We start from the raw sequence: 25,518 nt of genomic DNA, 5'->3' as shown, positions 1-25,518 counted from the left end.
ATCTATCACGATCGGCCGTTATGCTGGCGCTATCAATGTGAGAGATGGAGCCCGAAGATGAGTGCGCATAATACGAATGAGAGTGCGGTTGGAAAATGTCCTTTTCATGAACAAAAAGAAGAAAAAAGCGTCCTGGCGCGCGGTGCTGGCGGCGGAACCAGTAACCGTGACTGGTGGCCCGAGCAGCTACGTGTCGATTTATTAAATCAGCATTCCCGCCGTTCCAACCCGCTTAATGAGCATTTCAACTATCGCGAAGAGTTTGCGAAGCTCGACTACCCTCAACTTAAAGCCGACCTTAAATCCCTGCTTAACGACTCGCAGGAGTGGTGGCCCGCCGACTGGGGCAGCTATATTGGCCTGTTTATCCGCATGGCCTGGCATAGCGCCGGGACTTACCGTACCGTCGACGGTCGCGGCGGCTCCGGACGTGGCCAGCAGCGCTTTGCTCCCCTTAATGCGTGGCCGGATAACGTCAGTCTGGATAAGGCGCGGCGTCTGCTATGGCCGGTAAAGCAAAAGTATGGCCAGAAGATATCCTGGGCCGATCTCTATATTCTGGCCGGGAACGTCGCGCTGGAAAACTCCGGCTTCCGGACTTTTGGCTTCGCTGCCGGGCGCGAAGATGTCTGGGAACCTGACCTCGATATCAACTGGGGGGAAGAGAAAGAGTGGCTGACGCACCGCCATCCTGAAAGCCTCGCCAATGCGCCATTAGGTGCCACCGAGATGGGGCTGATCTACGTCAATCCGGAAGGCCCGGAGGCCAGCGGTAACCCCGCATCGGCAGCACCCGCCATCCGCGCCACCTTTGGCAATATGGGGATGAACGATGAAGAGATCGTCGCGCTGATCGCCGGGGGACACACGCTGGGCAAAACCCACGGTGCCGGTGAGGCCAGCCACGTTGGCGTCGACCCGGAAGCGGCTCCGCTTGAATCCCAGGGACTGGGCTGGACGAGCAGCTACGGCAGCGGCTCAGGTGCAGACGCCATCACCTCCGGTCTGGAGGTCATCTGGACGCAGACGCCGACCCAGTGGAGCAACTACTTTTTCGAGAACCTGTTCAAATATGAATGGGTTCAAACCCACAGTCCGGCAGGTGCCATCCAGTTCGAGGCCCAGGATGCACAGGCATCCATCCCCGATCCTTTCGATGCGGATAAGAAGCGCAAGCCTACCATGCTGGTGACCGACTTGACGCTGCGCTTCGATCCGGAGTTCGAGAAAATCTCCAGGCGCTTCCTCCAGGATCCACAGTCGTTTAATGAAGCCTTTGCTCGCGCCTGGTTTAAGCTGACCCATCGTGATATGGGGCCAAAAGCGCGCTACCTTGGGCCTGAAGTGCCGAAAGAAGACCTGATCTGGCAGGACCCGCTGCCCGCCCCGGTTCACCAGCCTTCGCCGGGTGAGATTAACGATGTGAAGGCGCAGATTGCCCAGAGCGGGCTTTCAGTCAGTGAGCTGGTGTCGGTTGCCTGGGCTTCCGCCTCGACTTTTCGCGGCGGTGACAAGCGCGGCGGCGCGAACGGTGCGCGACTGGCGCTGGCACCACAAAAAGAGTGGCCGGTCAATGCCATCGCCAGCCGTGCTCTGCCGCAGTTACAGGCGATACAGCAGGCATCGGGAAAAATATCGTTAGCCGATACCCTGGTGCTGGCGGGCGTGGTCGGGATTGAGCAGGCAGCAGCGGCTGCGGGTGTCAGTATTGACGTTCCCTTTACCCCGGGCCGTGTCGATGCGCGCCAGGAGCAAACGGATATCGACTCTTTCGACCTGCTACAGCCGCTGGCAGATGGCTTCCGCAACTACCGACGCGTGACGGGCGGGCCATCCACCGAAACGCTGCTGATTGATAAGGCACAGCAGCTTACGCTGAGTACGCCGGAACTTACCGTGCTGGTTGGCGGGCTAAGGGTGCTGGGTACTAACTTTGATGGCGGCAAGCATGGCGTACTCACCGAACATGCGGGCGTACTGAGCAATGACTTTTTCGTCAACCTGCTCGATATGCGCACCGCCTGGCGTGCCGCCGATGACTCAGCCGAGCTGTTTGAAGGTTACGACCGCAAATCCGGCGAAGTCAGGTACAGCGCCACGCGCGCCGACCTGGTGTTCGGCTCTAATGCGATTCTGAGAGCCTCGGCAGAGGTTTATGCCTCTGCCGACGCCCAACAGAAATTTATCACTGATTTTGTCGCGGCATGGGGCAAAGTGATGGATCTCGACCGCTTCGATATACGCTAAACACATCCCCGGTAAGGACCACTTATCGGGGGTTTTCTTCACGCCGTATAGCCTGTTGATCGCCAGATCGCGCCGAATATCTCTTTTCTATTTCTCTCTAACCTTCCTTCTCTGCTTTTCAGACAGACCCCGCTCTACCTAAACGCAAATTATTCATGGGTGATAAAATTATTCTCAACGAGGTATAGCCTGTGCTATATCTTATAGCTATTGCTATTTAAGGCGTATTTTTAAGCACCCTGGGAGAAATTCATGTCATATTTGTATCGATTAAAAGGATGGCTTTGTGCCGCAGCCTTGGCCACGCTGTGCCTGAATCCCGCTCTGGCACAGGATAAGTTTAAGGTGATTACCACCTTTACCATCATTGCCGATATGGCGCAGAACGTTGCCGGAGATGCGGCAGAAGTCTCCTCAATTACCAAACCGGGTGCAGAGATCCATGAATATCAGCCCACCCCCGGCGATATTAAACGCGCCCAGGGTGCACAGCTGATCCTTGCCAACGGCCTTAGCCTGGAACTGTGGTTTAAGCGTTTTTACCAACACCTCTCCGGCGTGCCGGAAGTCGTGGTGTCTGACGGCGTTATCCCGATGGGCATCAGCGAAGGCCCTTACAGCGGTAAACCGAATCCTCATGCCTGGATGTCGCCGAAAAACGCGCTCATTTACGTGGATAATATTCGCGATGCGCTGGTGAAATACGATCCGGCCCATGCTGAAACCTATCGCCAAAATGCGGCGGCCTACAAAGAAAAAATCGCTGCTACTATCGCCCCGGTACAGCAGGCTCTGGCACAACTGCCGGCAGAAAAACGCTGGCTGGTTACCAGCGAAGGCGCATTCTCTTATCTGACGCGCGATTTCGGTTTACAGGAACTCTATTTGTGGCCCATCAATGCCGACCAGCAGGGCACACCACAGCAGGTGCGTAAAGTCATCGATAAAGTCAGGCAGTACAAGATCCCGGCCGTGTTCAGTGAAAGTACCGTATCCGATAAGGCCGCGCGTCAGGTTGCGCGTGAGACCGGAAGCCATTATGGCGGCGTGCTGTACGTTGATTCACTCAGCGCCGCAGACGGTCCGGTTCCGACCTATCTTGACCTGCTGCGCGTCACCAGTGAAACCGTGGTTCGCGGTATTCAACAGGGGTTAGCAAAGTGAGCATTCAATCCGTACAGCAGAATGGTATTAAGGTTGATAACCTCACGGTGACCTATCGCAACGGGCATACCGCCCTGCGCGACGCCTCATTGCAGATCCCCACCGCCAGCATTACTGCGCTACTGGGCATTAACGGTTCCGGAAAATCAACGCTGTTTAAGGCAATTATGGGCTTCGTACCACTTTCTGCCGGAACGATTACCCTGCTGGATCGTCCTTGCCACAAAGCGCTGAAAAACAACCTGGTATCCTATGTGCCGCAGTCTGAAGATGTCGACTGGTCGTTTCCGGTCCTCGTTGAGGACGTGGTGATGATGGGACGTTATGGTCATATGGGCATGATGCGCATCGCACGTGACGAAGACAAACGCCTGGTCGCCGCTGCACTGGAGCGGGTTGGTATGACCGATTTTCGTCATCGCCAGATCGGCGAACTTTCCGGCGGCCAGAAAAAGCGCGTGTTTCTCGCTCGCGCCATCGCACAGCGTGGTCAGGTGATCCTGCTGGATGAACCCTTTACCGGCGTCGACGTCAATACCGAGCAACAGATCGTCAACCTGCTGCACGAGCTGCGCGACGAGGGCCGCACCATGCTGGTCTCTACCCATAACCTGGCGTCCGTCAGGGATTATTGTGACCATACGGTTATCGTAAAAGGCACGGTGCTGGCCTGCGGCCCAACGGCCACAACCTTTACCCGCAGCAACCTGGAAAATGCCTTTAGCGGCGCATTGCGCGACCTGACGTTCAACGATGCAGAAGAGCTGCCTGCCCTTTCTCTCATTCAGGGAGCTCGCTGATGGCGTGGTTGGCCGAACCTTTTCACTATCAATATATGCTGAACGCGATGTGGGTTTCAGCGCTGGTTGGCGGCGTTTGCGCCTTCCTTTCCTGCTACCTGATGCTGAAGGGATGGTCATTGATCGGTGACGCGCTGTCGCATTCGATTGTCCCGGGCGTGGCCGGCGCCTATATGCTGGGGCTGCCTTTTGCTCTCGGGGCGTTTCTCTCCGGAGGCCTGGCTGCGGGCAGTATGCTGTTCCTTAATCAGCGTACGCGCCTGAAGGAGGATGCGATTATCGGCCTGATCTTCTCCTCCTTCTTTGGTATCGGGCTGTTTATGGTTTCCCTTAATCCCACGTCGGTCAATATTCAGACCATCGTGCTTGGCAATATTCTGGCCATTGCGCCAGAAGATATTCTTCAGCTCGCCATCATTGGCTTCACGTCGCTGCTGATATTACTGATTAAATGGAAAGATCTGATGGTGACCTTCTTTGATGAAAACCACGCCCGCTCGGTAGGTCTGAACCCAACGCGCCTGAAGCTGCTGTTTTTCACCCTGCTGGCGGCCTGCACCATTGCCGCCCTGCAAACCGTTGGCGCTTTCCTCGTTATCTGCCTGGTGGTCACCCCCGCCGCTACCGCTTTTCTCCTTACCGACCGATTCCCCTCACTACTGATGATTGCGGTGGCTATAGGCAGCGTAACCAGCTTCTTTGGGGCATGGATAAGCTACTACCTTGACGGCGCAACGGGCGGCATCATCGTGGTGGCGCAGACGCTGGTGTTTCTCACCACGTTCGTGCTGGCCCCTAAACACGGGCTACTGGCACGGCGCAGACGCGCCGCGCAGTCCTCACAGGAGGCAATATGAGCCTGACAGAACTGCTGCTGAGTCCGTTTCAGTTTGATTTTATGAATACAGCGCTGGCTATCTCGGTGATTGTCGCCATTCCCTGCGCCCTGCTCTCCAGCTTTATGGTGATTAAAGGCTGGTCGCTGATGGGCGACGCCATGAGTCATGCGGTCTTCCCCGGCGTGGTGCTGGCCTGGATACTCGGTATTCCTCTGGCTATTGGGGCATTCTGCGCCGGGCTGTTCTGCGCGCTGGCGACCGGCTATGTGAAGGAAAACAGCCGCATCAAGCAGGATACCGTGATGGGCATCATCTTCTCCGGGATGTTCGCCGCCGGTCTGGTTCTGTATATCGCGGTGAAACCCGAGGTGCATCTCGACCATATTCTGTTCGGCGATATGCTCGGTATCTCCACCAGCGATTTGCTGCAAAGTGCGGTGATTGCCAGCGTGATTGCACTTATCGTTGGCATGAAATGGCGCGATTTGGTGCTGCATGCTTTTGACGCCCAGCAGGCGAAAGCGTGCGGATTGAACACCACACTACTGCACTACGGCTTGCTAAGCATGATCGCACTGACCATCGTCGCTACGCTGAAGGCAGTGGGAATTGTGTTGTCAATCGCGCTGCTGATCGCTCCCGGGGCCATCGCCATTCTGTTAATGCGCACCTTCTCATCGGTAGTGATCTGCGCACTACTGCTGGCCGTCACGGTCTGCTTTAGCGGTACGTATCTGTCATTCTTCCTGGACAGCGCCCCCGGCCCAACCATCGTGGTGCTGTTCGCCCTGCTATTTATCGTGGCGTTTATGTATTCTCTGCGCCGCGAGCGCAGGATAGTGTTGAGCTGATAGCCGGGTGCGGCGTTGAAGGAACGGCCGTACCCGCTGATTTAGCTGCGATACCGGCCGGGAGGACAATCAAAAAAAACTGCGGCATACGGCACTTAACCTGAATCAGTAAACCCAGGATGAAATGCTTAGCAAATCATCAGGTTGCTGCAAACATCGGCAGTCAATGACCGGACGTCACATTTACCGTTGACACTTCCCCGCCAGATTATTATTATTCGCCCCGTTCACACGATTCCTCTGTAGTTCAGTCGGTAGAACGGCGGACTGTTAATCCGTATGTCACTGGTTCGAGTCCAGTCAGAGGAGCCAAATTAAAGAAACCAGATGCCTGACGGCGTCTGGTTTTTTGCTTTTTGTCAATTGGTTACCCCCTTCTTAAGATTCACCCTCGTTCAGTAAAAAACACTCAAAGCCATACCCTTTTTACTGGTAAGGGCTGTTTAGTGACGTTTTTACCCACAAACGGGGAGGCCGTTATGCCACTCACTGACACTAATGTAAAACGCCAAGCCCCTCGAAAAGGAATACAGGCTGATTGATGGCTTTGGTATGCCGTTCAGCAACAGATCATCCGCTATAGCCCGGGTTAAGACCTGTAAGGCTCCGTTCAAAAACCAGAAACCAAACATCGCCCACCACTGGAGCCTGAAGAAATACTTCATCCAATGGAAGGTATCGATACCTACAATTGAGTCTGGTTTGTGTTCAGAAGACGTTGTAGAGCTTCAGATGAGTCACAAGGAAGGAACAGTGTCCGTGATGCCGGTGCCCACAAGGCCAGGCATCTTAACCAGCGCAGGTTAATGCTCTAATGGTGGGCAGATTATCTTGATGCCAACCGGAGCAGGATGGTTGGGCTATTGGGGTTTGTTGAATGATTAGCTGATATATATTAACAGCCAGTACTCAATTTTTTAAGTACTGGCTCTCGGTATATTAAATCAAATTATTTTTTTTCACCTTGAATAGCAGTAGATCTTAGCGAAGCACCAATCACTCCCTCTATGATTTTTTCTTTTATCTTATCAACCTTATCTTGCTTCATAACATAAACATTTATTTTTTTGGCAAATGCTTCTAATTCTTTGCGTGTTTTAAATTTATTCGAGAGGATCTTATAACCAGCCTGCCTATCCTTACATTCTTTCAACTCATTTAATACTTCATTTGTAATTTGTTCTGGCAATGCTTTTATATCACCAGCGGCGGTTGTATTTTTAAAAACCTTCAGGGTGATAGTAAAATCTCCGCTTTCTATTTTTTTTATATCAGCGTCAGAAAGAGATTCAATTTCTTTCTGTAACTCAATAAAAACAGATGCTACGATTTTTCTCATATCCATATTATATACCTGACCTTTGAATAAACTCGCTAACAAATGAATTAATTTCATCAACTACATTAGAATAAGTCCCATTGCTATATCCATGTAAGGCTACAGGGATACCATCTTGTGGTGCTGATGCAAATATGGACTTATTCTCTCTGAAATAACATTGGAATGTTGGCATATTTAATCTTTTCGTCTGCTCTATATACTGCATCTGTGACGCAATAGGCATGCCAGAGTATATTTGTATCATAGTAAAAACAACACCTAATATTTTAGGATTGGAAGGTGATATGTTATTATCCATAGAAGCAAATTCATTAAACTCCCGAATTAACTGTTGCACGCTTCTTATTAAATAATCAATCCCAAGCGTTGATAAATAGTCCGGTTTTGCCGGAATTAATATCTGGTCAGATGCTATAAGCGCATTTTTTGTAACGATATTAAAGTTCGGTGGACAGTCAATTAAAACCACGTCGTAATTAAGTGATGCAAAATCCTTAATGGAATCGCGCAACCTTCCATGTATTTTCAAATAATTTAATTTCGCCTGATTAAGATTAGCACCACCCAATAATGTCGCTAATTCAAGATCTACATTAATAAGCCCCAAATGAGAACTAATGAGATCTACACATCCTTTTGACCCCATCTGTGCAAGCCAGTTGTTAACATTATAAGGTTTACAGACTAATTGAGATAAACCTATAGGTGGGAAACCCTGACTTATCTTGTCAAAATAATTCTTTATTGTGTGGGCATTTTTTATTGATTCATCCCAATAATCGGGCGATATGAAAGAAAAGGTCAGGCTGGCTTGCGCATCCATATCTAAGACCAATACTCGCTTGCCTCTTTTTCCTAACTCGGCAGCAAGGTTAGCTGTAACAGTCGTTTTACCTACGCCGCCTTTATAGTTTATAACCGAAATTATTTTCATAAAAACAATATCCCTTTGATTGAATCACATAATAAACGAACCATTAATTGTAGATGACCTAAAATAAAAAACTATACCTTATGTCAAGTTTTACAAAAAAAACAGAACAATAACCTAATACCACAGCATTAAATTCAGCGTTTATGCTAGTGATCGTTGACGATAATACAAGAATGAAAACTCCGTCGAAGTGGGTCATGCCCTGCCCACGTCGCTAACGGCTTCGCTGGAAAGAAAGATAAAACAATATGTTAATTGCAGACCGACATGCCTTATCGATGATCACCTTTGCCTGTAAAAATACCGCAGCAGGTCAGGTCGAATAATGAAAGGTTAGCGATTATCTTAATGGAAATCGCCGGGGCATTGCTATCGTCGCGAGGAAAAATACAGTTGCCTCCCTGGTGGTACGACCCACGGAGGCAACCCTCACATCAAGGATAATGCCACAGTGATGTAACATGACGCGGCATCATAAATTAATCAACAGAACCAGCCCTGACCGTTTGACAGAATTTCTTTACTGAAAATACTCCTGAATCTGTATTTATTTCAGCTCCGGCCAGTAACCTTTATTGGCTTCAATCAGATCATCAAGGATAGCCCTGGCAACAGAAGCGCTTGGCACCGTTTTAGAAAGCGTTATCGCCTGCCAGAGCTTCAGGTAGGAGCGCTCTACCCACGCATCGACCACCAGCTTCTCCACCGCCACCTGCTGGCTCATTAACCCTTTCTGGAACTGGGGGATGTTTCCCACCACCAGTGGCTCAGGCCCTTTTTTACCCACCAGGCACGGAATTTCCACCATCGCCTCCGGATCAAAATTATTGATAGCCCCGTTGTTTGGCACAATCAACAGCATGCGCGCCTGGGTATTAAAGGCAATCGCCATGGCCAGATCAACGATATACGAAGCATGCTCATCAATTTCCAACTCACCGGCAGAGGACTCCCCCGCCTGGATAATGGCGTTACAGGAGCCAAACACATGTTTCTCACGGTGCTCCATCACCTCATTCGCCCGGGTGTGCTGCGGGTTAGCATGTGCCACCACATAATCCGGAAACAGGTAGTATTTCAGATAGGTGTTCGGGAAAGTGTCCGGATCCAGCGCCCAGACATCTTTAGCCTTAGCAAACGTATCGTTCCAGCTGGCTTCCACCTGCTCGTCGTTACTCGGCGGCACATAGCCAAACTTAGCCACATGCTCACGAATTTTTGGCATTAAATCGTTGCCGTCTACATCTTCAATCGACGTCCACCAGCCGAAGTGGTTTAGCCCGTAGTAGCGCACGCGCATCTGCTGGCGATCTTTCAACCCGGCGATCTGCGCCATTCGGCTTTCGATACCAATCGGCATATCACAGATATTGAGGATTTTTGCCGCAGGCCGCAGGCGGCGTGTCGCCTCAGCCACGATGGCCGCCGGGTTGGAGTAGTTCAGCATCCACGCGTTCGGTGAGTATTTCTCCATATAGTCGACAATTTCTAATACGCCACCGATGGAACGCATCCCGTAAGAAATGCCCCCCGGACCACAGGTTTCTTGCCCGACTACCCCGTGTTTCAGCGGGATTTTCTCATCCTTTTCACGCATCGGATATTTCCCGACACGAATATGGGCCATGACAAAATCAACATCGCTAAAAGCCGTTTCCGGGTCAGTGGTATAGCTAAACGCAATGTCCGGGGACTGCTCTTTAAGGATAATTTTACAGGCTTCAGCAATCGTCTCCTGGCGGGCACTATCATTATCATAAAACTTGATGGCTCGCAGCGGGAAACGATGTTGATTTGCCAGTAACATCAGTACGATGCCGGGCGTGAAGGTGCTGCCGCCACCGGCTACCACTATCGAAAATTTTTTCATTATACTGCCTCCGTCAGGGGTGTGTGCTTGATTGAAGATGTCTCTTTCATCAGGGTCTCCATCTGATCCCGTACCTGGGGAACGTGCAGACCGACGATAATCTGGATACCCTTACCGCGGCGAACCACGCCGTGAGCGCCCAGGGCTTTAAAAGCGTCATCAGCCTGGCATGCCGCCATATTGACCAGCTCGATACGCAGGCGGGTCGCACAATTATTGAGGTTTTCGATATTTCCGCCGCCGCCCAGCGCCTGCAGGAAGCCCGAAGCCTGGCATCGCTGCGCGACAGGCGTTATCGTCGCGCTGCTCTGCTGGCGTGCAGCCTTATAATCGGCTTTGCTGTAAAGTTTTATTTCGCTGTTTTCGCGTCCCGGCGTTTTAAGCCCTAAACGCAGGATAATGGCGCGAAAAACCACGAAGTAGATAACGGTAAAGGAAAGGCCGATGCCGATTTGCGTAAACATCATTGAACGATGATTATGGAACATCGGGATCCAGTTTTGCGGCAGGAACTGATCCAGCAATCCCCCCCCCATATTGCCCACCACACCGCACATATACATCAGCGTTGCCATCGTCGCGGCAAGCAGTGCATGGATAACAAACAGCAGCGGTGAAATAAACAGGAAGGTAAATTCCAGCGGTTCAGTAATGCCCACTAAAACCGCCGTCAGCGTGGCGGGGATCAGCAATCCGGCAACTTTGGTACGGTTTTCCGGCGCAGCGGTAAACCAGAACGCCAGAGCGATACCGACAGAGCCGAATATTTTGGCGTTACCGTGTAAGGCAAATCCTCCTTCCGGGAACAGCGTTTTTAGCGGCTCAGTACTCTGGCTGAATTCCTGCAGATGCTGCGCCCAGTACATCTGGATCCCCCCTTCAACCACTGCCGGTCCAAAAATAAATGGTCCATAGATAAAATGGTGTAAGCCGGTAGTAATAAGGATCCGCTCAAGGAAGGTATATATCCAAACCCCGAGCGCTCCAGCACCGCGCAGAAACACTTGCAGTGATTCAATCCCTCCCTGCACTTTCGGCCAGCCGAACAGGGTCAGCCAGGCTAAGGGGATCATCGCCAGAAAAGCGATAATCACCACAAAAGAACTGCCTTGAAATATTCCCAAACATGCCGGTAGAGGTTTATCGAAATAACGGTTATGGATTGCCGTCACCACGCCGGAAATCACCATGGCACCAATAATGCTGGTATCAAGGGTTTTGATCCCGGCAATCAGGGTGAGCCCGCTACCGGCTACCGCATCTTGCGCAAAGTTGACGGCAAAAAAATGTCCCCAGGTGCTGCCCATCGCATTAATTAAATAGTTCCAGGTGAGAAAGCTAACCAGCACCGCCATACAGGCGCGACCCTGTGCCTGTTTAGCCAGACCAATCGGTAAACCGATGGCAAAAATCAGCGGCATATTGCGAAACACCGTCCAGCCTCCCTCTTCGACAATATGCACAATCTGGGCGAACAGGCTATCTGGCGCAGTTAAAGACTCCCCGACAAACATCGGGTTACTTAACATGATGGCGATACCGACAACGATACCGGCAAAAGGGAAGAGCAGAACCGGGGTGAACATCGCCCCACCAAAACGCTGAATTTGGCTGAACATTTTTTCATCCTCGCTGACAACCCATCAGGTGTCTTGATATTATTTTTAAGCTGGTCTGAAAACGAGCATAGAAAGCGAGTTAAGATGACTCCTGGTTTATCGCGCTAAACCGTGATGTTACTCATGGTTTAATTTTCACGAAGTTGTCTGGTTCACGCTATATTTCTATACATCCTTGCCGTCACCTCAATGTTCAATCAATAAATTTATGGCTAACTAACTCATTTCATTAGCCTGATTTAATGAAATGCGGGTGAATATAATCACTACAGAGGTCTGCTTATGATCTACAAATCTGTTGCCGATCGATTACGCCTTCGCCTTAATTCCGCTGATTGTGCGATTGGCAGCCCGCTACCCGCTGAAAAACGGCTGGCTGAAGAGTATGAGGTTTCCAGAATGACTATCCGCAAGGCTATGGATTTACTTATCGCCAGAGGATTAGTGGTACGTCGCCACGGAAGCGGCAATTACGTGGCGCAAAAAGATATACATCACGAAACCCGCCATCTGACGGGATTTAGCGAGATAATGCTCAATCAGGGTAAGACCGTGGTCAGCGAGGTGCTGGAGTTTAAGCTGATGCTTGCACCACCCGCTATTGCCAGCAAGCTACGCATCAGGCTTGATGAACGCATCTGGTATTCCCGCCGGGTGCGTTATGTCGATGCCAAGCCATTAATGGTAGAAGACAGTTATATGCCGCTAAAACTGTTTCGCAACTTATCCTTGTCACATCTTGAAGGGTCTAAATTCGCCTATATTGAAAACGAATGTCGCATCACCGTTAGCGGTAACTATGAAAGCCTGACGCCGGTGCTGGCAGACAGAAATATGGCGCTGCTGCTGAACATTGCTGAACATACGCCGATCCTGTGCATTACCGCGCTGTCGTACTGTGACAGCGGGGATTATGTCAATTACTCGGTGATGTTTCGCAACGCCCGTGAATACCAGGTGGACTATCATTTGCGCCGTGAATACCCGTAACGGGCACCCGCCTGTCTTAACCCGTCGAAGGTAAGAAAGTTCAGTTCAACAATAAGCCGATGAGAAAATGACACCATTTGAACTACGCTATCGGACTGCACTAATCCGCCACTGCAAAGGTATACTGCCCTCGATAAAGACAATGATAACCATTATCATGAAATCCGACTTTTTATTGCGGGAGTGAATATGCAGCCAGCAACACCTGAACGTTTAACCACTGATTGTTGCATTGTCGGGGGCGGCCCGGCGGGATTAATGCTCGGCTATCTGCTGGCCAGGGCTGGCGTGCAGGTCATCGTGATTGAAAAATACGGTGATTTCCTGCGCGACTTCCGTGGCGATACTATCCATCCCTCTACGCTCCAGGTCATGCACCATCTTGGCTTACTGGAAGAGCTGCTTAGCCTGCCTCATCAGCGACTTGCGCGTCTGCAGGCGGAGATAGCGGGCGAGGAAGTCACTTTGGCTGACTTCTCGCGCCTGCCGGTAAAGTGCCGTTTTATGGCATTTATGCCGCAGTGGGATTTTTTAAACTTTCTGAGTACCAAGGCGTCTGCCCTGCCCACTTTCACACTGCGCCAGTCAACGGCCCTAAGTGACTTATTATATAAAGGCGATACGGTCTGTGGCGTGCGCGCTACCAGTGCCAACGGTTCCTGTGAGATCAGGGCAAAGCTGGTGGTAGGCTGCGATGGACGCCATTCAAAGGTACGCCAGCAGGCCGGACTGACAGGGCAATCCTTTGGTTCCCCTCGCGATGTTTTATGGTTTCAGCTGGACAAATGCGCCGATGACCCGGAGTGGAATACGGGCCACAAAGGGCCGAAGCAGAACTTTATCATGCTCGATCGCGGGAGCTTCTGGCAGTGCGGCTATTCTATTGATAAAGGGCAGTTTGCCGCAATAAAAGAGGCGGGTATCGATGGTTTCAGGCAGCAGGTCGCCGCGGTAGCCCCCTTCCCGCTGGCGCGTCTGCGGCCACTGACAGAATGGGATCAGGTCAGGCTGCTGGATATCCGTATCGACCGACTCGACCAGTGGATGAAACCCGGCGTGCTGTGTATTGGTGATGCCGCCCACGCCATGTCGCCAATTGGTGGAGTAGGCGTTAACCTGGCTATCCAGGATGCCGTTGCCAGCGCCAACTATCTGGCTGACGCACTACGAAAAGGCGAGGTCAGCCCGCGTCTGTTGAAAAAAGTGCAGCAGCGCCGTCAGTTCCCGACTCGCGCAACCCAGTTTATTCAGATAAAAATGAGCGGTAAAAAACGTAGCGATGACCAACCCAGCCCGCTGCCGCGCATCATCAAACGTTTTCCCTTCCTACCCTGGGTTTTTGGCTGGATTATTGGTCTCGGCTTTCGGCGCGAAAAGCCGCGCCGCTTCATGACTGACCGATAAACATGTCCACCGGAACACGGAAAAATCTTGCCAGTCCCTTGATCTGTGACACGTTCATGGCGCGTTTGCCGTTGATGATGTCAGAGATAACGCTCTGCGTGGCAATATGTTGCAGATCAACCTGGCGGATGCCGCGCTCTTTCATCAATACGGATAGCGCCTCACCGGGAGACACATCGGGCATCCGTAGATGCTTCATCTCATATTCGTGTACACGGTCAGCCACCCGTTCAGCACACTGGGCAGCAAAATGCTCAACGTCTGTGGCACAGGCGTACAGGGCATCAATCAATGCCATTCGCCCCTGCAAATCGCCGTCATTTTCGACTGGGTTAGTGCAGGAGCGCAGCAGGAGCGACAAGGCCTCCAGTTGGCCTGCCGTGGTTTGTAGCAGCAGTGGCAGGCTGGCGATAAGCCCCTCCAGCTGGAGTGTATTCGGCGACAATCTTTCCATCATTCACCTCTTCGCTTTGGTTTGATCGCGCCACCATTTGTCGTAATCGGCATGTGAACAAACCTGTTTAATGTACAAAGTCCCTGACCTGGTGTTAATCCATGTCACTAAACGGCACTGATTTTTATGAATATCAAATACGCAGATATCCAGCGGCCCCTTACGACTCTCTGTCTTAAGTCGCGCGCAGGCTATAAAGTCCAGATCCCAGCCTGAAACCTGTAACCAGTGCGTCTGCAGCTGTGAAAAAGAATTAAAACGCAGCGTCGGTGTATTGAACACGCTAAGCCATAGCTTCAAACCAACCCGCCACTGCGCGTGTTTTTGCATAGCCTCTGTAACAGCCTTTGCCGTGATGACTCGCATGTTGCGCCCCTATATTATCGCAAATTACGATATTGGCAATCTGAAAATCTTTCTCCATGAACTGCAGGTTAAAGACAATGGATTTCTGCCGTGATGCAGAAACTGTCATCAGATTAAGCGAGATGAGTGACAAAAGCAGAACGAGGGACTCACGATGGGTAACGGTGCGCAAAATGAGCCACAGGTGGAATCAGCCTCTCATTTTTCAGTGTAAAGGTGCCGGGCTCCGTCAACGCCCAGGCATAAATACAACTTCCTTAAGAAGAATGATAATATTTATCATCAACTGACTGACCGGGATATCCTCACCATGACCGCCATTTCAACGCTTAAAACGCTACCCACCCTGCTGATTTTCGCCCTGCCAACACTGGGTTTTGCCACCACCTACCCACTGACCGTCACCGATATGGATGGACAGAAAGTGGAGTTCAGGCAGGAACCTCAGCGCGTGATCCTGCAAGACGGCCGTGACATTCTCAGTCTCGCCTTACTGGATCGCGACAATCCTTTCCGCCGCGTCGTCGCCTGGAATAATTTGATGAAGAAGCAGGATAACGGCAGCTGGAATATGCTGCACACGCGCTGGCCGCAATCCGACAAAATTCTGGATATGGGTTTCTCTGACCAGGGAGAAGTCAATCTGGAAACGGTGATTGCCAAACGTCCTGATGTGATGATTGCGCAACTGCGTGCTAAGCCTGCCCTACAGCAAAGCGGCGTTCTGGCCCAGCTCAGTACCCTTAATATCCCGGTGCTGTTTGTCGACACGGAACTGCACCCGGTGCAAAATACCGCGGCGAGCATTACGCTGCTCGGCCAGGTTCTGGATCAGGAAGAAAATGCCAAAGCTTATACCGACTGGTATCAGCAGAAGCTGAATTCGCTGCAAACCACTGTAAAAGATGTTTCGCCAAAGCCGACCGTGTTTGTTGAGCCGATTGCAGGTATCAGCGGCGGCGGTGAAGGCTGCTGCTTTACCCATGGTCACAATGGCTGGGGTGGGCTGGTGGAGGCCACCGGTGCTAAAAATATCGGTTCCGAACTGCTGCCCGGCACCAGTGGCACCATTGCGGTAGAAAAGGTCATCGCCCTCAATCCCGACTACTACGTCATGAGTGGATCTAAGCGCGGCGGTAAAGGCAGTCACGTTATCCCTTTGGGTTATAACACCGATATCGCCGAGATCAAGGCAACCTTTGACCAGCTGCGTGCCCGTACCGGAGTAAAAGATATACCGGCAGTAAAAGCAGGCAAAGTTGCAGCGGTCTATCACCACTTTTACAACCATCCGTACAACATCATCGGTATGGAGATGTTGGCAAAAGACTTTTACCCCGGACAGTTTACGCAACTCAACCCAACTGCCGATTACCACACCCTTATCCGCACCTTTACCAGGCTGCCGGACGAACCGATAAATATCGAATATCATCCCCAGTAACGCTGCACATATTCCAACGTCAGTCGATCGCGCCGGCCTCCGGCGCGATCCTCCCCCTATCCTTCGCCTAACCTGATACGGCGATGGCTGATGCGGTCAACAAGCGCCTCATCGTGGCTGACAATCAGCAGCGCACAGTTTTGCTCCGCCACCACTTCGACCATCAGCTCGATGGTCTGCCGCTGGGTGAGCAGATCGAGTCTGGAGGTCGGCTCGTCGGCAAACAAAAATACCGGATCGAGTAACAGCACGCGCAGCAGCGCAAAACGTTGCAGTTCGCCGCCAGAGATCTCCGGCGGATAACGGTCGAGCAGCTGCGGGGAAAGTTTTAGCCGATCCATCAGCTGCGCGATGCGCTGCCCGTTAAGCCGATGACGGCGTACAACATCCTCCAGCGTCCGGCGAACCGTAACCCGGGGCGCAAAGGCCGAAGGGGGATCCTGAAAGATTTTCTGGTATCTGACCCCCGCCAGCTCGCGGTCACGCGTCACGGTACCGCCGTCGGCGGCCAGCAGCCCCAGTAAAATATCGCCAAAGCTACTCTTGCCACAGCCGCTTGGCCCGGTAACGCCGATCACCTCCCCGGCATGTACGCGCAGCGACTGGCGGCTGAACAGCGGGCGTCCACCACGGCTTATACTAAGATCCTGGGCTTCCAGTACCACCCGCCGATCGTGTTCAGCAGGTTCACGCAGCGGCCAACGTGACGGGTCAGCGTCAAGCAGTGCCTGGGTGTAGGGATGCTGCGGCCGCGTCAGTACCTGCTGTGCGCTACCGCGCTCGACAATTTCACCGCGCCGCATCACGGCCACTTCTCCACCCATCTTCCGCGCCAGCTCTATATCATGGGTGATCGTCAACAGCCCGCCGCCGGCCTGCACCTCACGTAACAGCAGATCTATCACCTCATCGCGGCGCGCCACGTCAAGCCCTTTTGTCGGCTCGTCGGCAACCATAATGTGAGCGCCACCGGCACGGGCAGCGGCGAACGCCACGCGCTGGGCCATTCCGCCCGACAGCGCCTGCGGCAGCTTATCGGCAGCATCAGCCACTCCCAGCGCATGTAGATCGCTTATGGCACGCGCACGCGCATCCGATACGGTCATCGCGCGCAAAAATCGATAACCTTCCGCCACCTGGTCGCCCGCACGCATAATGGGGTCAAGCGCCAGCCACGGCTCCTGCGGTAACATCCCCAGCGTATGTCCCCACAGGGCGCGTGCCGGGCGGCTGGCCAGATCGTGACGCTGACCGTCAAAAATCAGCGTTCCACTGGCCTGTAATCCATCGGGTAACGTACCTGTCACTGCCTGAGCCAGCAGGCTTTTGCCCGATCCGGACTCGCCCAGCAGGGTAAAAGGCTGACCGGCTTGCAAAGTGAACGACAGCCGCTGCACGGAGAGATCCCCGCCGTTTACCGCCGCATCTTCGATATTCATCAGGATCATGATTTTTCCCTCCCGGCCAGCAGTAGCAGACTTAACACCAGTAAAAACACCACCACTACCGGTTGCAGCAGGGCATAGGGTGCTTCCTCGTAGTAGGGGAGCAGCTCGGTCATCATCAGCCCCAGCTCAGGCGTGGGAGGACGTACGCCAACGCTAACAAAACCGAGTGCGGCAATCGCCATAATGGCGCTGGCTGCACCAAATGCGGCCACGGTCAGCACCACCGGGGCCATCTCTGGCCACAAATGACGGCGGAAAATAAGCCATGGGCCAAAGCCCAAAAGACGCGAGGCCTGCACCGCCGGAGACATCAATAGCGGTCGGGCAATGGCGCGACTAAGGCGGAAATACTCCACCCAGAGCAGCAGCGAAATGCCGACATACAGCATCAGGGCTGAGTCCGGCACCAGCGCGGTTAACAGTAAAACCAGCAGCAGCCCCGGCAACGCAAGAAAAGCGTCTGCCAACAGCGAGACGCCGCGGTCGACCACGCCACCGCGCCATGCGGCCAGTACGCCAAGAAAAATGCCGGGGATCAGCGCACTCAACACGCTAACCAGCGCCAGCCCAAGCGACAAACGGATCGCCGCCGTGAGGCGTGCAAACAGCGAGCGTCCGAGATGGTCATAGCCCAGCGGAGCGTCCAGACTAGGCCACTGCAACGCCAGCATCAGCTGCTGACGCAGAGGATCCTGCGGCCACAATAATGGCAGAACAAAGGCAAATATCCCCAACAGCAGCAGCAACATTGTCCCAACACGCTGTGCCAGCGAGAGGCGGCGGAATAGGTTATTTATCATGGTTATGCCTCCGTGGATCGAGCCAGTAGCACAGCCCGTCGCTCAGCGCGTTGAGCAGCACAAACAACAGCCCCATGATCAGCGCAGTTCCCTGGATCACAGGAACATCACGCGCAAATATGGCATGCACCAGCGCATGACCAATTCCCGGCCAGGCAAACAGGGTTTCCACCACAATCACCCCTTCAATCAGATAGATAAACTGCACGCTCAGGTAAGTGACCAGCGGCACGCTGGCATTGCGCAGCCCGTGACGCCAGAACAACGTCCGTTCATTCAGACCTTTGCTGCGCCCGAAGTGGTACCAGTCGGAGTCGGTAACCTGGCGCATCGCATTGCGCGCAACCCGGGAAGATACCGCCGCCAGCCCAAGCGCTAATGTCAGTGCCGGTAGCAGCAGATGTTCAGCATCACCGTAGCCCGCCGCAGGCAGAAAACCGAGTCCGAGGGCAAAAACCAGCACCAGGATCAGCCCCAGTACAAAATGCGGCAGCGCACGCAGCGCGGTGGAGATCGCCAGCAGCATCCGGTCGAGTTTTCCGCCGGGGAACAGCCCGGCGATCAGGCCCAACGGAGGCCCAAGCAGCAGGGATAATAGTAGCGCCGCCGCCGCCAGCAGCAGGGACTGACCCAGCTGATGGCCGATCTCCTGCATCACCGGCGCGCCGGAAACCAGTGAGTTGCCGGGATTAAAGCGCAGCAGTTCGATAAACCAGTCCGCCAACGCTTGCCAGGCTGGACGATCCAGCCCCAGCTCCTGCTGCACCGCGCTGGCCGCAGCCGCATCCACATGGTCATAACCATAGCGTCCGGCGGCAATGCGATAAGCACTGTCTCCGGGCAACGATCGCATCATGACAAAGGTCAGTCCGCCCACCAGCAGCGCCACCAGCCCAGCCTGCAGCAGGCGGTAGCCCAACATGCGCATCATTCAGCCCACCTCATTTTTTCCAATCCGAAACTGCGCTCGAAAGGATCAAGAACGGCACCACTCAGACGGTGCGAAACGGCGGCACTCTGCTGATACCACGCCACAGGAATAGTGGGCAGCTCGCTTTGCAGGATCCGCGTCAACTGTTCACGCTGTTTTTGGCCATCAGCCGGATCGCTACCCGTGACCAGTCCGGCTAAGGTCTGATTGAAGGTTGCGTCTGACCAGTTCATCGCCCCCCAGTCTCCGCCCTGAGGCGCATAGTCCTGTAACAGCGTGCCGAGTGGATCGGGCGTCAGTGCAAAATTGCGCGCAACCAGCGCCAGCTCCAGCGAGCCATCGTGATGTTTAGCGGCGATCTCGCCAGAGTTGGTCGAATTGATCGCTACCTTAACGCCAATATCGCGCAGCTGTTGCTGGATGGCGGCCGCTATCAGCGGCAGCTCCGGGCGATCGGGATAGGTCGTGAGCGTCAGGGAAAACGGCTGGCCGTTACGTTGCAGCGTACCATCCGCCCCTGGTTTCCAGCCGAGTTCGGCCAGCAGGGCCTGTGCCTGGGGCACATTATGGCCCAGCGGCGTCAGGCTGGGATTGTGCCACTGCGCGACGGAAGGCGGAAACAGCCGATCGGCAGCCGCCTGATAGCGGAGAATGGCGCGGGCAATGCCCTCGCGATCCAACGCCATACTCAACGCCTGACGCGCGCGTACGTCATTCAGCAGCGGGTAACCGGCATTGACCTTCAACAGCACGGTACGCGGAATGGCGATCGCCAGCAGCTGTACTTTTGCATTTTTTTTCAGACGACTACGGCTGGCCGGGTCAAGATTCAGCACCAGATCGGCATCACCACTCTCTGCCAGTAACGCCCGGGTTTCCGCACGCCCAACGGCCATATAACTGGCCTGTTCGATAGACGGAGCGCTGCCCCAATAGTCATGGAAGCGCGCAACGGTCAGTTTTTGCGGCGGCTGGAACGAGGTAAGGCGATACGGCCCGGTACCGATGACCTGTACCACTTTATGTGCATCATCATAGGAGGCTGGAGCCAGTATCTGCGCGCGGTTTTCCGCCAGCATACTCAGCAAAGGGGTAAAAGGCTGTTTAAGCTCAATCAGTACCTGCTGATTTTCAGCACGAATTGCCGCGATCGGCGCTTTATCTAACAGTCCGGGCTTGCTGCGCGCTACGTCCAGCGCATTGACCACGCTTTGCGCCGTCAGCGGGCTTCCGTCATGATACATAACGCCGGAACGCAGGTTGAAGCGCCACAGCAGACCATCGGCGGATACCGACCAGCTGCTGGCCAGACCTGGCAGCGGTTGCCCGGCGCTGTCAGCATTGACCAGCGTTTCGACGATCGACATTTTCAGGAAAATATCCCCGGACAGGGTGGGATCGCTGCCTTTAATTTCAAACGGGGCAACCAGCGCGGCAATGCGCTCGGGGGCTGCGCTGGCGGGGCCGTTGACGACGGCGAGCATCAGAGTCAGCAGCGGCAAGAGTGCAAATTTGTACATCAGATTATTTATCCTTTCTCCAGAGACATGGAACCATGCAGGCCAGGCCCACACGGCGGATAATAACCGTTACTTTATAACATTACAATTAGCAATCTTCGCTTACAAACCTTCACGATAACTCCTGAAACGATCCGGCGAACGCAAACATGTCGCGTGCGTCTTGATTGTCTGGATTAACATCGAAAAGGCCATTTGGCCTTCAGCCGGGCGTATTATCTGCCATACTTTGTCCCTGCTCTCCAGCCAGCGGCTGGAACATCCTTCACAGCGAGAGGCTAACGATGAATACTGAACTCAGCCCATCTCCGGCCTACTTCCAGCGACATGACATTCTGTTGCAGCAACGATCTACGGTACAGTCAGCCGACGTTATTCAGCAGCTTAACCGGGCACTCTTAGCCGGAGAGAGGGTGAGCGCCGCATTTTACGACCTGACGGTGTTAAAACTGCTGCAACAGCGTAAAACGCTGCCGCTGCTTACGCCGGAGGCCGATGAAGAGATTTCGCGGTTTATTCACCAGCTGAAGCCTTTGCTGGCTGGAGAACCGCATGATTCCACTCAATTCGCCCGGTTGCAGCACGAGATAGCGACATCCGTTCAGCATTTTCCCTGGCAGCAGGCCAACCTCTCGCTGGTGCAATATAAGTTCTTTTTGCGCACCTATCTGCGTTGGCGCAAAACGCTGGCCGCACTGTATGGCACCGACGATAATCAGCGGGTATTTATCCAGTTGGAGAAAGTGTTAAAAAAATCCGGTTGCCGGGTCGCTTTACTGGGCGATGCCCAGCAGCTTTACCAGCTATTGGCCGAGCTACTGGTGAACTGTCGCCAAAAAGAGGCAGAAAGCACCGCCAATCAATCCCTGCTGACAAACTATATTGCGGCGGCTGATATCGCCACACGCGGCATTATCGCCTTCGCGGCGACTGCCGAAGCGCTGTTGCGGGACAACCCTCTGCCCACCGCGGCACAGCTGGAAAAAGGGATCAAACAACATCACCTCAGCGTGATTGAACGCACCCATCCGTGGTTTAATACCCTGTAAAAAGCCTGTTTGTAAACCGCTGCGTCTGGCGCTACTCTGGCTGCGATATTACAGCAAGACAACGGATATTGAGTGGTTATGTCAAACCCTGCCAAACGTAAAAACGATCCCGAAGGGCTGAAGAAGCGTATTCTTGCCAGTGCGCTAACGACCTTTGCCGAGTTCGGCCTGACGGGGGCCAGAATGGAACAAATAGCGACAAACGCACAGACCACTAAACGCATGGTGGTCTATCACTTTACAAATAAAGAGCGGCTTTACGTGGCGGTGCTGCACGTGGTTTACCAGGAAATGCGCCAGCATGAAGCCGGGTTAAATCTGGCGTCCCTTACGCCTTCACAGGCCATTGCCCGCCTGGCGGAAGCCAGTTTTGACTATCACATCAGCCACCCTGATTTTATACGCCTGGTCTGTTGTGAAAATCTGATGGGTGGCCGATATATCAGCCAGTCAGAGACCATAAAAACGCTCAACCACAGTGCGCTGAAAGTGCTGGATGCGGTGCTCGATCGCGGCAAGCAGAGCGGTGAATTTGACCCGACGCTGGATGCCGTCGACGTACACCGCCTGATCAGCAGTATCTGCACCCACAACGTGGCGAATCGCTATACCTTCCATACTCTGTTCGGCGCGAACGAAAGCGAACGGCAGACCCTTGCGCGCAACCGACGGCTGGTGGTCGATGCCACCCTGCGTTACGTGCGCCCCTCTGATAAAACTGTACAAAAAAACAAATAAAGTACAGCTTTCACCTCCGGCTTCAGGGCAAAAATCGGATTTTTCGTCTACGCTTAACGCTTGCTTTTAAACGTTAAGCCTTAACCTTTGATCTGGCTACTTTCATCCTGTACAGGAGCTGTCGATGACAACTAACACGTCCGGCTATCCACGCCGCCAGCCGCAACTCTCACCACAGGAAACCCGTTTATGGAACTGGGCACAGAATGCAACGCTGGCTGAAAAAAGTCAGCAGGTGCGCCCTGCCAGCGAAAAAGAGTTGCAAGCCCTGTTACAACACTGCCGTGGTCAGGTTCGACTGACGGGGAGCAAAATGTCTCCCGGACGAATGCTGTCGGTAAGCAAAAGGGAAGATCTGCTGATTGATATGTCTGCGCTGCGCGGTTTTATCAGCAGCGACGAACACAGCGCGACCTTTGCCGCCGGTACTCAGCTAAACGAGGTTTATCGGGTGCTGAATGAGATGGGGCGCATCCTTCCCGCTTCGCCGGGCGTTATTGATGAACAAACCCTGGCCGGCGCGCTGGCAACCGGCACGCACGGCCAGGGGCTTGGTCAAAGCTCAATCGGGGATGAGGCGCTAAGCTTCCGCATGGTACTGGCAGACGGCAGCGTTCGCACCTTTGACCGTCAGCATCCGTGGTTTCATGCCGTGCAGGTGAGCCTGGGGTGCCTGGGCGTGATCACCGAAGTGACGCTGCGCACCCGGCCAGCGGAAGTCTATACCTGCTTCAAGCACGCCGTCAGCGCCGATACGTTGGAGAACGACCTGCTGAAGTGGAATCGCGACGCTGCGTTAAGCAAAGCCTGGTGGTTCCCCGGTGAGGATCAGGTACACCTCTGGTCGGCACACGTGGCAACCGATGCGGAACGGGCACGGTACCGGGACAATCAGCATGAGCTGGTGGTGCAGGAGCAGACAAGCGATGCCATGAATCAGACGATCGACCAGACGCTGAAAGAGATGCATAGCGATACTCAAATCACAGACAAGAACGGCAAACCGTTTCGGACCGTGACCCGCTTTAAAGACTTCTCAGACGTGACGGGCAACGTTTATCAGGTATTCTGTCGCGGTATCGCCACGCCACAAATTAACGTGGAAATCGCCATCCCCCTGGCGCGTGTTGGTGCGGTGATTAAGCGCATTAAACGCTGGCATCAGCTAACCCAGCCACATATGCACTATCCGGTGATCCTGCGCTGTACCGGGGCCTCTGAAAGCTGGCTCAGCCCCTCCTGGCAGCAGGAGAGCTGCTTCTTTGGATTTGTAGTGTACTACGCCGAAGACGGCACGCTCTCGGCCGAAGGGGTGGATTTCCTGCGGCAGATTGAAAAAATGTTGGCCGAAGAGGGCGGCCGCCCGCACTGGGGAAAATACTTCGACGCCTCGCTTTATCAGTGGCAGGCGCTCTACCCCAAGTGGCAGGAGTTTTGTGCCGTACGCGAAGCCCTGGATCCGCAGCATAAATTGAGTAACGCATTCAGCGAGCGGCTGCTGAACGGAGGAGCAGAACGATGAAAGCATGGGTAACGCTACTGACACAGCCGGATTATCTGGTGGGCGTACGCGCCCTGCACGGCTCGCTGCGGGCTTGTCACAGCCGCTATCCGCTGGTGGTTATGGTCACCGAGAATATAGACGACGCGCAGCGCCAACTGCTGGAGCAGGAAGGCTGCCTGCTGCGTGCGGTTGCCCCGCTCCGTCCCGATCCGACGCTAACCCACCGCTATGCCAACGCGCGCTTCTCCGAAGTCTGGACCAAGCTGGCAGTGTGGACGCTAACCGAATTTGAGCGCGTTGCCTTTCTTGATGCGGATATGCTGGTCACGCAGAATATGGATGAGTTGTTCAGCCTTTCGCTCCCTGCGGGAACGCTTGCCGCCTGCCATGCCTGCCGCTGTAATCCCAACGGGATCGCCAGCTACCCGGCAGACTGGCGGCCGGAAAACTGCTTCTACAGCTGGTGTACGGGGGTGGATCACGTTCAGCAGTTGGACAAGGTGGATAACTACCTTAACGGCGGTTTTCTGCTGCTCACCCCGGATAAGACGGTTTTTGCCGAGATGCTGGCCCAGCTCTCCGCGCTGGACGACCTTTCAGATTATCTTTTTGCCGAACAAGACTTTTTGAACCAGTTTTACCGAGGGCGCTGGCAACCGCTGCCGTGGATCTATAATGCGCTGAAGACAATACCGCATCAGCACCCTGCCGCCTGGGATATATCACGGGTAAAAAACATCCACTATATTCTTGATAAGCCCTGGCAGAAGCAGCCGGATAAGGCCGATCCCTATTACGCCTTAGACCAGCTGTGGCGAGATATTGCACGGCAGCTGCCGGCAGCCGACTAAAGTGGGATCTTAAAATGAGAGTGACCTCTGGTTTATGCGCATCCGGCATCGGTCACTCTCATCCTCTGCACGAGACCTGCCATAAAATAAGGGATGGATACCTTAAGTATCACCGGGATCGGTGCAAGATAAACCTCCAGAAAAATATAGCCAGCGATAAAAAACACGTTCTGTCATTGACGAGAATTCGGGGTAATTCTAATTATTCTTTAGGTTAAGCCAGCGCTCAGGGGAGTTATATTCTGACAGCACAACCTTGCGGCGAATAATTTTATCTTGTCGCCGCAAGGTTGATTTAAGAAATATCTAATTTCAGATAAATAAATCAGCTGGCACGATAGACCATGATAACA

22 protein-coding genes, 1 tRNA gene and 1 pseudogene are annotated in these 25,518 nt (G+C 53.5%); 14 read left to right on the top strand and 10 right to left on the bottom strand.

Going from position 1 to position 25,518, the window contains the following annotated elements; all coding sequences use genetic code 11:
- The first annotated feature begins 57 nt into the window (after positions 1-57).
- From katG to ETA_RS20695, 7 genes and pseudogenes are all read left to right on the top strand, one after another.
- Positions 58-2,247 (top strand): catalase/peroxidase HPI, encoded by a 2,190-nt coding sequence (katG, locus tag ETA_RS08145; protein ID WP_012441148.1) that lies wholly within the window; start codon positions 58-60, stop codon positions 2,245-2,247.
- A gap of 252 nt (positions 2,248-2,499) precedes the next feature.
- A complete protein-coding gene (locus ETA_RS08140; protein ID WP_012441147.1) occupies positions 2,500-3,411 on the top strand; it encodes a metal ABC transporter substrate-binding protein in 912 nt (303 codons plus the stop codon).
- Positions 3,408-4,211: a manganese/iron ABC transporter ATP-binding protein gene (locus ETA_RS08135; protein WP_012441146.1), complete on the top strand. Its 804-nt coding sequence runs from the start codon at positions 3,408-3,410 to the stop codon at positions 4,209-4,211. The genes ETA_RS08140 and ETA_RS08135 overlap by 4 nt, the downstream gene beginning before the upstream one ends.
- Positions 4,211-5,068 (top strand): iron/manganese ABC transporter permease subunit SitC, encoded by an 858-nt coding sequence (sitC, locus tag ETA_RS08130; protein ID WP_012441145.1) that lies wholly within the window; start codon positions 4,211-4,213, stop codon positions 5,066-5,068. Before ETA_RS08135 ends, sitC begins: the two co-directional genes overlap by 1 nt.
- Positions 5,065-5,901, top strand: a complete 837-nt coding sequence (locus ETA_RS08125; protein WP_012441144.1) for a metal ABC transporter permease — start codon at positions 5,065-5,067, stop codon at positions 5,899-5,901. Before sitC ends, ETA_RS08125 begins: the two co-directional genes overlap by 4 nt.
- Positions 5,902-6,137: 236 nt before the next feature.
- Positions 6,138-6,213, top strand: a tRNA-Asn gene (locus ETA_RS08120).
- Between the two features lie 378 nt (positions 6,214-6,591).
- Positions 6,592-6,782 (top strand): annotated as a pseudogene (locus ETA_RS20695) (tyrosine-type recombinase/integrase); the annotation flags it as partial.
- Between the two features lie 68 nt (positions 6,783-6,850).
- On the opposite strand, the gene ETA_RS08110 reads toward ETA_RS20695, so the two are convergent.
- From ETA_RS08110 to ETA_RS08095, 4 genes are all read right to left on the bottom strand, one after another.
- Positions 6,851-7,246, bottom strand: a complete 396-nt coding sequence (locus tag ETA_RS08110; protein WP_012441143.1) for a hypothetical protein — start codon at positions 7,244-7,246, stop codon at positions 6,851-6,853.
- Between the two features lies 1 nt (position 7,247).
- Positions 7,248-8,177: a ParA family protein gene (locus tag ETA_RS08105; protein ID WP_012441142.1), complete on the bottom strand. Its 930-nt coding sequence runs from the start codon at positions 8,175-8,177 to the stop codon at positions 7,248-7,250.
- 547 nt (positions 8,178-8,724) lie between these two features.
- The gene (locus ETA_RS08100) at positions 8,725-10,047 is read right to left on the bottom strand and encodes a 6-phospho-alpha-glucosidase (protein WP_012441141.1); all 1,323 of its coding nucleotides are present in this window, start codon (positions 10,045-10,047) and stop codon (positions 8,725-8,727) included.
- The gene (locus tag ETA_RS08095) at positions 10,047-11,666 is read right to left on the bottom strand and encodes an alpha-glucoside-specific PTS transporter subunit IIBC (protein WP_012441140.1); all 1,620 of its coding nucleotides are present in this window, start codon (positions 11,664-11,666) and stop codon (positions 10,047-10,049) included. The genes ETA_RS08100 and ETA_RS08095 overlap by 1 nt, the downstream gene beginning before the upstream one ends.
- 282 nt (positions 11,667-11,948) lie before the next feature.
- Here ETA_RS08095 and ETA_RS08090 point away from each other — a divergent pair, with 282 nt between their 5' ends.
- Positions 11,949-12,656: a GntR family transcriptional regulator gene (locus ETA_RS08090; RefSeq protein ID WP_012441139.1), complete on the top strand. Its 708-nt coding sequence runs from the start codon at positions 11,949-11,951 to the stop codon at positions 12,654-12,656.
- A 189-nt stretch (positions 12,657-12,845) separates the two neighbouring features.
- Positions 12,846-14,060: an FAD-dependent oxidoreductase gene (locus ETA_RS08085; protein WP_012441138.1), complete on the top strand. Its 1,215-nt coding sequence runs from the start codon at positions 12,846-12,848 to the stop codon at positions 14,058-14,060.
- Here the strand turns inward: ETA_RS08085 and ETA_RS20380 are convergent.
- Positions 14,044-14,517, bottom strand: a complete 474-nt coding sequence (locus ETA_RS20380) for a helix-turn-helix domain-containing protein (RefSeq protein ID WP_231853306.1) — start codon at positions 14,515-14,517, stop codon at positions 14,044-14,046. The genes ETA_RS08085 and ETA_RS20380 overlap by 17 nt on opposite strands.
- Positions 14,518-14,880, bottom strand: coding sequence for a type II toxin-antitoxin system HigB family toxin (locus tag ETA_RS08075; protein ID WP_042958811.1), 363 nt, complete (start codon positions 14,878-14,880; stop codon positions 14,518-14,520). It lies immediately after the preceding gene.
- 310 nt (positions 14,881-15,190) lie between these two features.
- Between ETA_RS08075 and ETA_RS08070 the strand changes: the two genes are divergently transcribed.
- Positions 15,191-16,324, top strand: a complete 1,134-nt coding sequence (locus ETA_RS08070) for an ABC transporter substrate-binding protein (RefSeq protein ID WP_012441135.1) — start codon at positions 15,191-15,193, stop codon at positions 16,322-16,324.
- A 56-nt stretch (positions 16,325-16,380) separates the two neighbouring features.
- On the opposite strand, the gene ETA_RS08065 is transcribed toward ETA_RS08070, so the two are convergent.
- From ETA_RS08065 to ETA_RS08050, 4 genes are read right to left on the bottom strand one after another with little or no spacing between them, the layout of a single operon-like run.
- Complete coding sequence (locus ETA_RS08065) at positions 16,381-17,772, bottom strand: ATP-binding cassette domain-containing protein (protein WP_012441134.1); 1,392 nt, start codon at positions 17,770-17,772, stop codon at positions 16,381-16,383.
- Positions 17,769-18,572, bottom strand: coding sequence for an ABC transporter permease (locus ETA_RS08060; RefSeq protein WP_012441133.1), 804 nt, complete (start codon positions 18,570-18,572; stop codon positions 17,769-17,771). Before ETA_RS08060 ends, ETA_RS08065 begins: the two co-directional genes overlap by 4 nt.
- Positions 18,562-19,503, bottom strand: coding sequence for an ABC transporter permease (locus ETA_RS08055; protein ID WP_012441132.1), 942 nt, complete (start codon positions 19,501-19,503; stop codon positions 18,562-18,564). Before ETA_RS08055 ends, ETA_RS08060 begins: the two co-directional genes overlap by 11 nt.
- A complete protein-coding gene (locus ETA_RS08050) occupies positions 19,500-21,023 on the bottom strand; it encodes an ABC transporter substrate-binding protein (protein ID WP_042958809.1) in 1,524 nt (507 codons plus the stop codon). Before ETA_RS08050 ends, ETA_RS08055 begins: the two co-directional genes overlap by 4 nt.
- A gap of 284 nt (positions 21,024-21,307) precedes the next feature.
- On the opposite strand from ETA_RS08050, the gene ETA_RS08045 reads away from it, so the two are divergent.
- From ETA_RS08045 to ETA_RS08030, 4 genes are all read left to right on the top strand, one after another.
- The gene (locus ETA_RS08045) at positions 21,308-22,072 is read left to right on the top strand and encodes a hypothetical protein (protein WP_012441130.1); all 765 of its coding nucleotides are present in this window, start codon (positions 21,308-21,310) and stop codon (positions 22,070-22,072) included.
- 78 nt (positions 22,073-22,150) lie between these two features.
- Entirely contained in the window at positions 22,151-22,810 is a 660-nt protein-coding gene (locus ETA_RS08040; protein ID WP_042958807.1) for a TetR family transcriptional regulator, read from the top strand.
- Positions 22,811-22,934: 124 nt separating this feature from the next.
- The gene (locus ETA_RS08035) at positions 22,935-24,332 is read left to right on the top strand and encodes a D-arabinono-1,4-lactone oxidase (RefSeq protein ID WP_012441128.1); all 1,398 of its coding nucleotides are present in this window, start codon (positions 22,935-22,937) and stop codon (positions 24,330-24,332) included.
- On the top strand, positions 24,329-25,165 hold the full coding sequence (locus ETA_RS08030; RefSeq protein ID WP_012441127.1) for a glycosyltransferase family 8 protein: 837 nt from the start codon (positions 24,329-24,331) through the stop codon (positions 25,163-25,165). The genes ETA_RS08035 and ETA_RS08030 overlap by 4 nt, the downstream gene beginning before the upstream one ends.
- Positions 25,166-25,518: the final 353 nt, after the last annotated feature.

It is taken from the genome of Erwinia tasmaniensis Et1/99 (genome assembly GCF_000026185.1).
GTDB classification, from domain to species: domain Bacteria; phylum Pseudomonadota; class Gammaproteobacteria; order Enterobacterales; family Enterobacteriaceae; genus Erwinia; species Erwinia tasmaniensis.
The sequence above is the reverse complement of the archived record's forward strand: the minus strand, read 5'-3'. Positions and strand labels throughout refer to the sequence as shown.

Bases quoted from the DNA above. Each gene is read 5' to 3' on its own strand.
- katG (WP_012441148.1), top strand. From the start codon at position 58: ATGAGTGCGCATAATACGAATGAGAGTGCGGTTGGAAAATGTCCTTTT.
- ETA_RS08140 (WP_012441147.1), top strand. From the start codon at position 2,500: ATGTCATATTTGTATCGATTAAAAGGATGGCTTTGTGCCGCAGCCTTG.
- sitC (WP_012441145.1), top strand. From the start codon at position 4,211: ATGGCGTGGTTGGCCGAACCTTTTCACTATCAATATATGCTGAACGCG.
- ETA_RS08125 (WP_012441144.1), top strand. From the start codon at position 5,065: ATGAGCCTGACAGAACTGCTGCTGAGTCCGTTTCAGTTTGATTTTATG.
- ETA_RS08110 (WP_012441143.1), bottom strand. From the start codon at position 7,246: ATGGATATGAGAAAAATCGTAGCATCTGTTTTTATTGAGTTACAGAAA.
- ETA_RS08105 (WP_012441142.1), bottom strand. From the start codon at position 8,177: ATGAAAATAATTTCGGTTATAAACTATAAAGGCGGCGTAGGTAAAACG.
- ETA_RS08100 (WP_012441141.1), bottom strand. From the start codon at position 10,047: ATGAAAAAATTTTCGATAGTGGTAGCCGGTGGCGGCAGCACCTTCACG.
- ETA_RS08095 (WP_012441140.1), bottom strand. From the start codon at position 11,666: ATGTTCAGCCAAATTCAGCGTTTTGGTGGGGCGATGTTCACCCCGGTT.
- ETA_RS08090 (WP_012441139.1), top strand. From the start codon at position 11,949: ATGATCTACAAATCTGTTGCCGATCGATTACGCCTTCGCCTTAATTCC.
- ETA_RS08085 (WP_012441138.1), top strand. From the start codon at position 12,846: ATGCAGCCAGCAACACCTGAACGTTTAACCACTGATTGTTGCATTGTC.
- ETA_RS20380 (WP_231853306.1), bottom strand. From the start codon at position 14,517: ATGATGGAAAGATTGTCGCCGAATACACTCCAGCTGGAGGGGCTTATC.
- ETA_RS08075 (WP_042958811.1), bottom strand. From the start codon at position 14,880: ATGCGAGTCATCACGGCAAAGGCTGTTACAGAGGCTATGCAAAAACAC.
- ETA_RS08070 (WP_012441135.1), top strand. From the start codon at position 15,191: ATGACCGCCATTTCAACGCTTAAAACGCTACCCACCCTGCTGATTTTC.
- ETA_RS08065 (WP_012441134.1), bottom strand. From the start codon at position 17,772: ATGATCCTGATGAATATCGAAGATGCGGCGGTAAACGGCGGGGATCTC.
- ETA_RS08060 (WP_012441133.1), bottom strand. From the start codon at position 18,572: ATGATAAATAACCTATTCCGCCGCCTCTCGCTGGCACAGCGTGTTGGG.
- ETA_RS08055 (WP_012441132.1), bottom strand. From the start codon at position 19,503: ATGATGCGCATGTTGGGCTACCGCCTGCTGCAGGCTGGGCTGGTGGCG.
- ETA_RS08050 (WP_042958809.1), bottom strand. From the start codon at position 21,023: ATGTACAAATTTGCACTCTTGCCGCTGCTGACTCTGATGCTCGCCGTC.
- ETA_RS08045 (WP_012441130.1), top strand. From the start codon at position 21,308: ATGAATACTGAACTCAGCCCATCTCCGGCCTACTTCCAGCGACATGAC.
- ETA_RS08040 (WP_042958807.1), top strand. From the start codon at position 22,151: ATGTCAAACCCTGCCAAACGTAAAAACGATCCCGAAGGGCTGAAGAAG.
- ETA_RS08035 (WP_012441128.1), top strand. From the start codon at position 22,935: ATGACAACTAACACGTCCGGCTATCCACGCCGCCAGCCGCAACTCTCA.
- ETA_RS08030 (WP_012441127.1), top strand. From the start codon at position 24,329: ATGAAAGCATGGGTAACGCTACTGACACAGCCGGATTATCTGGTGGGC.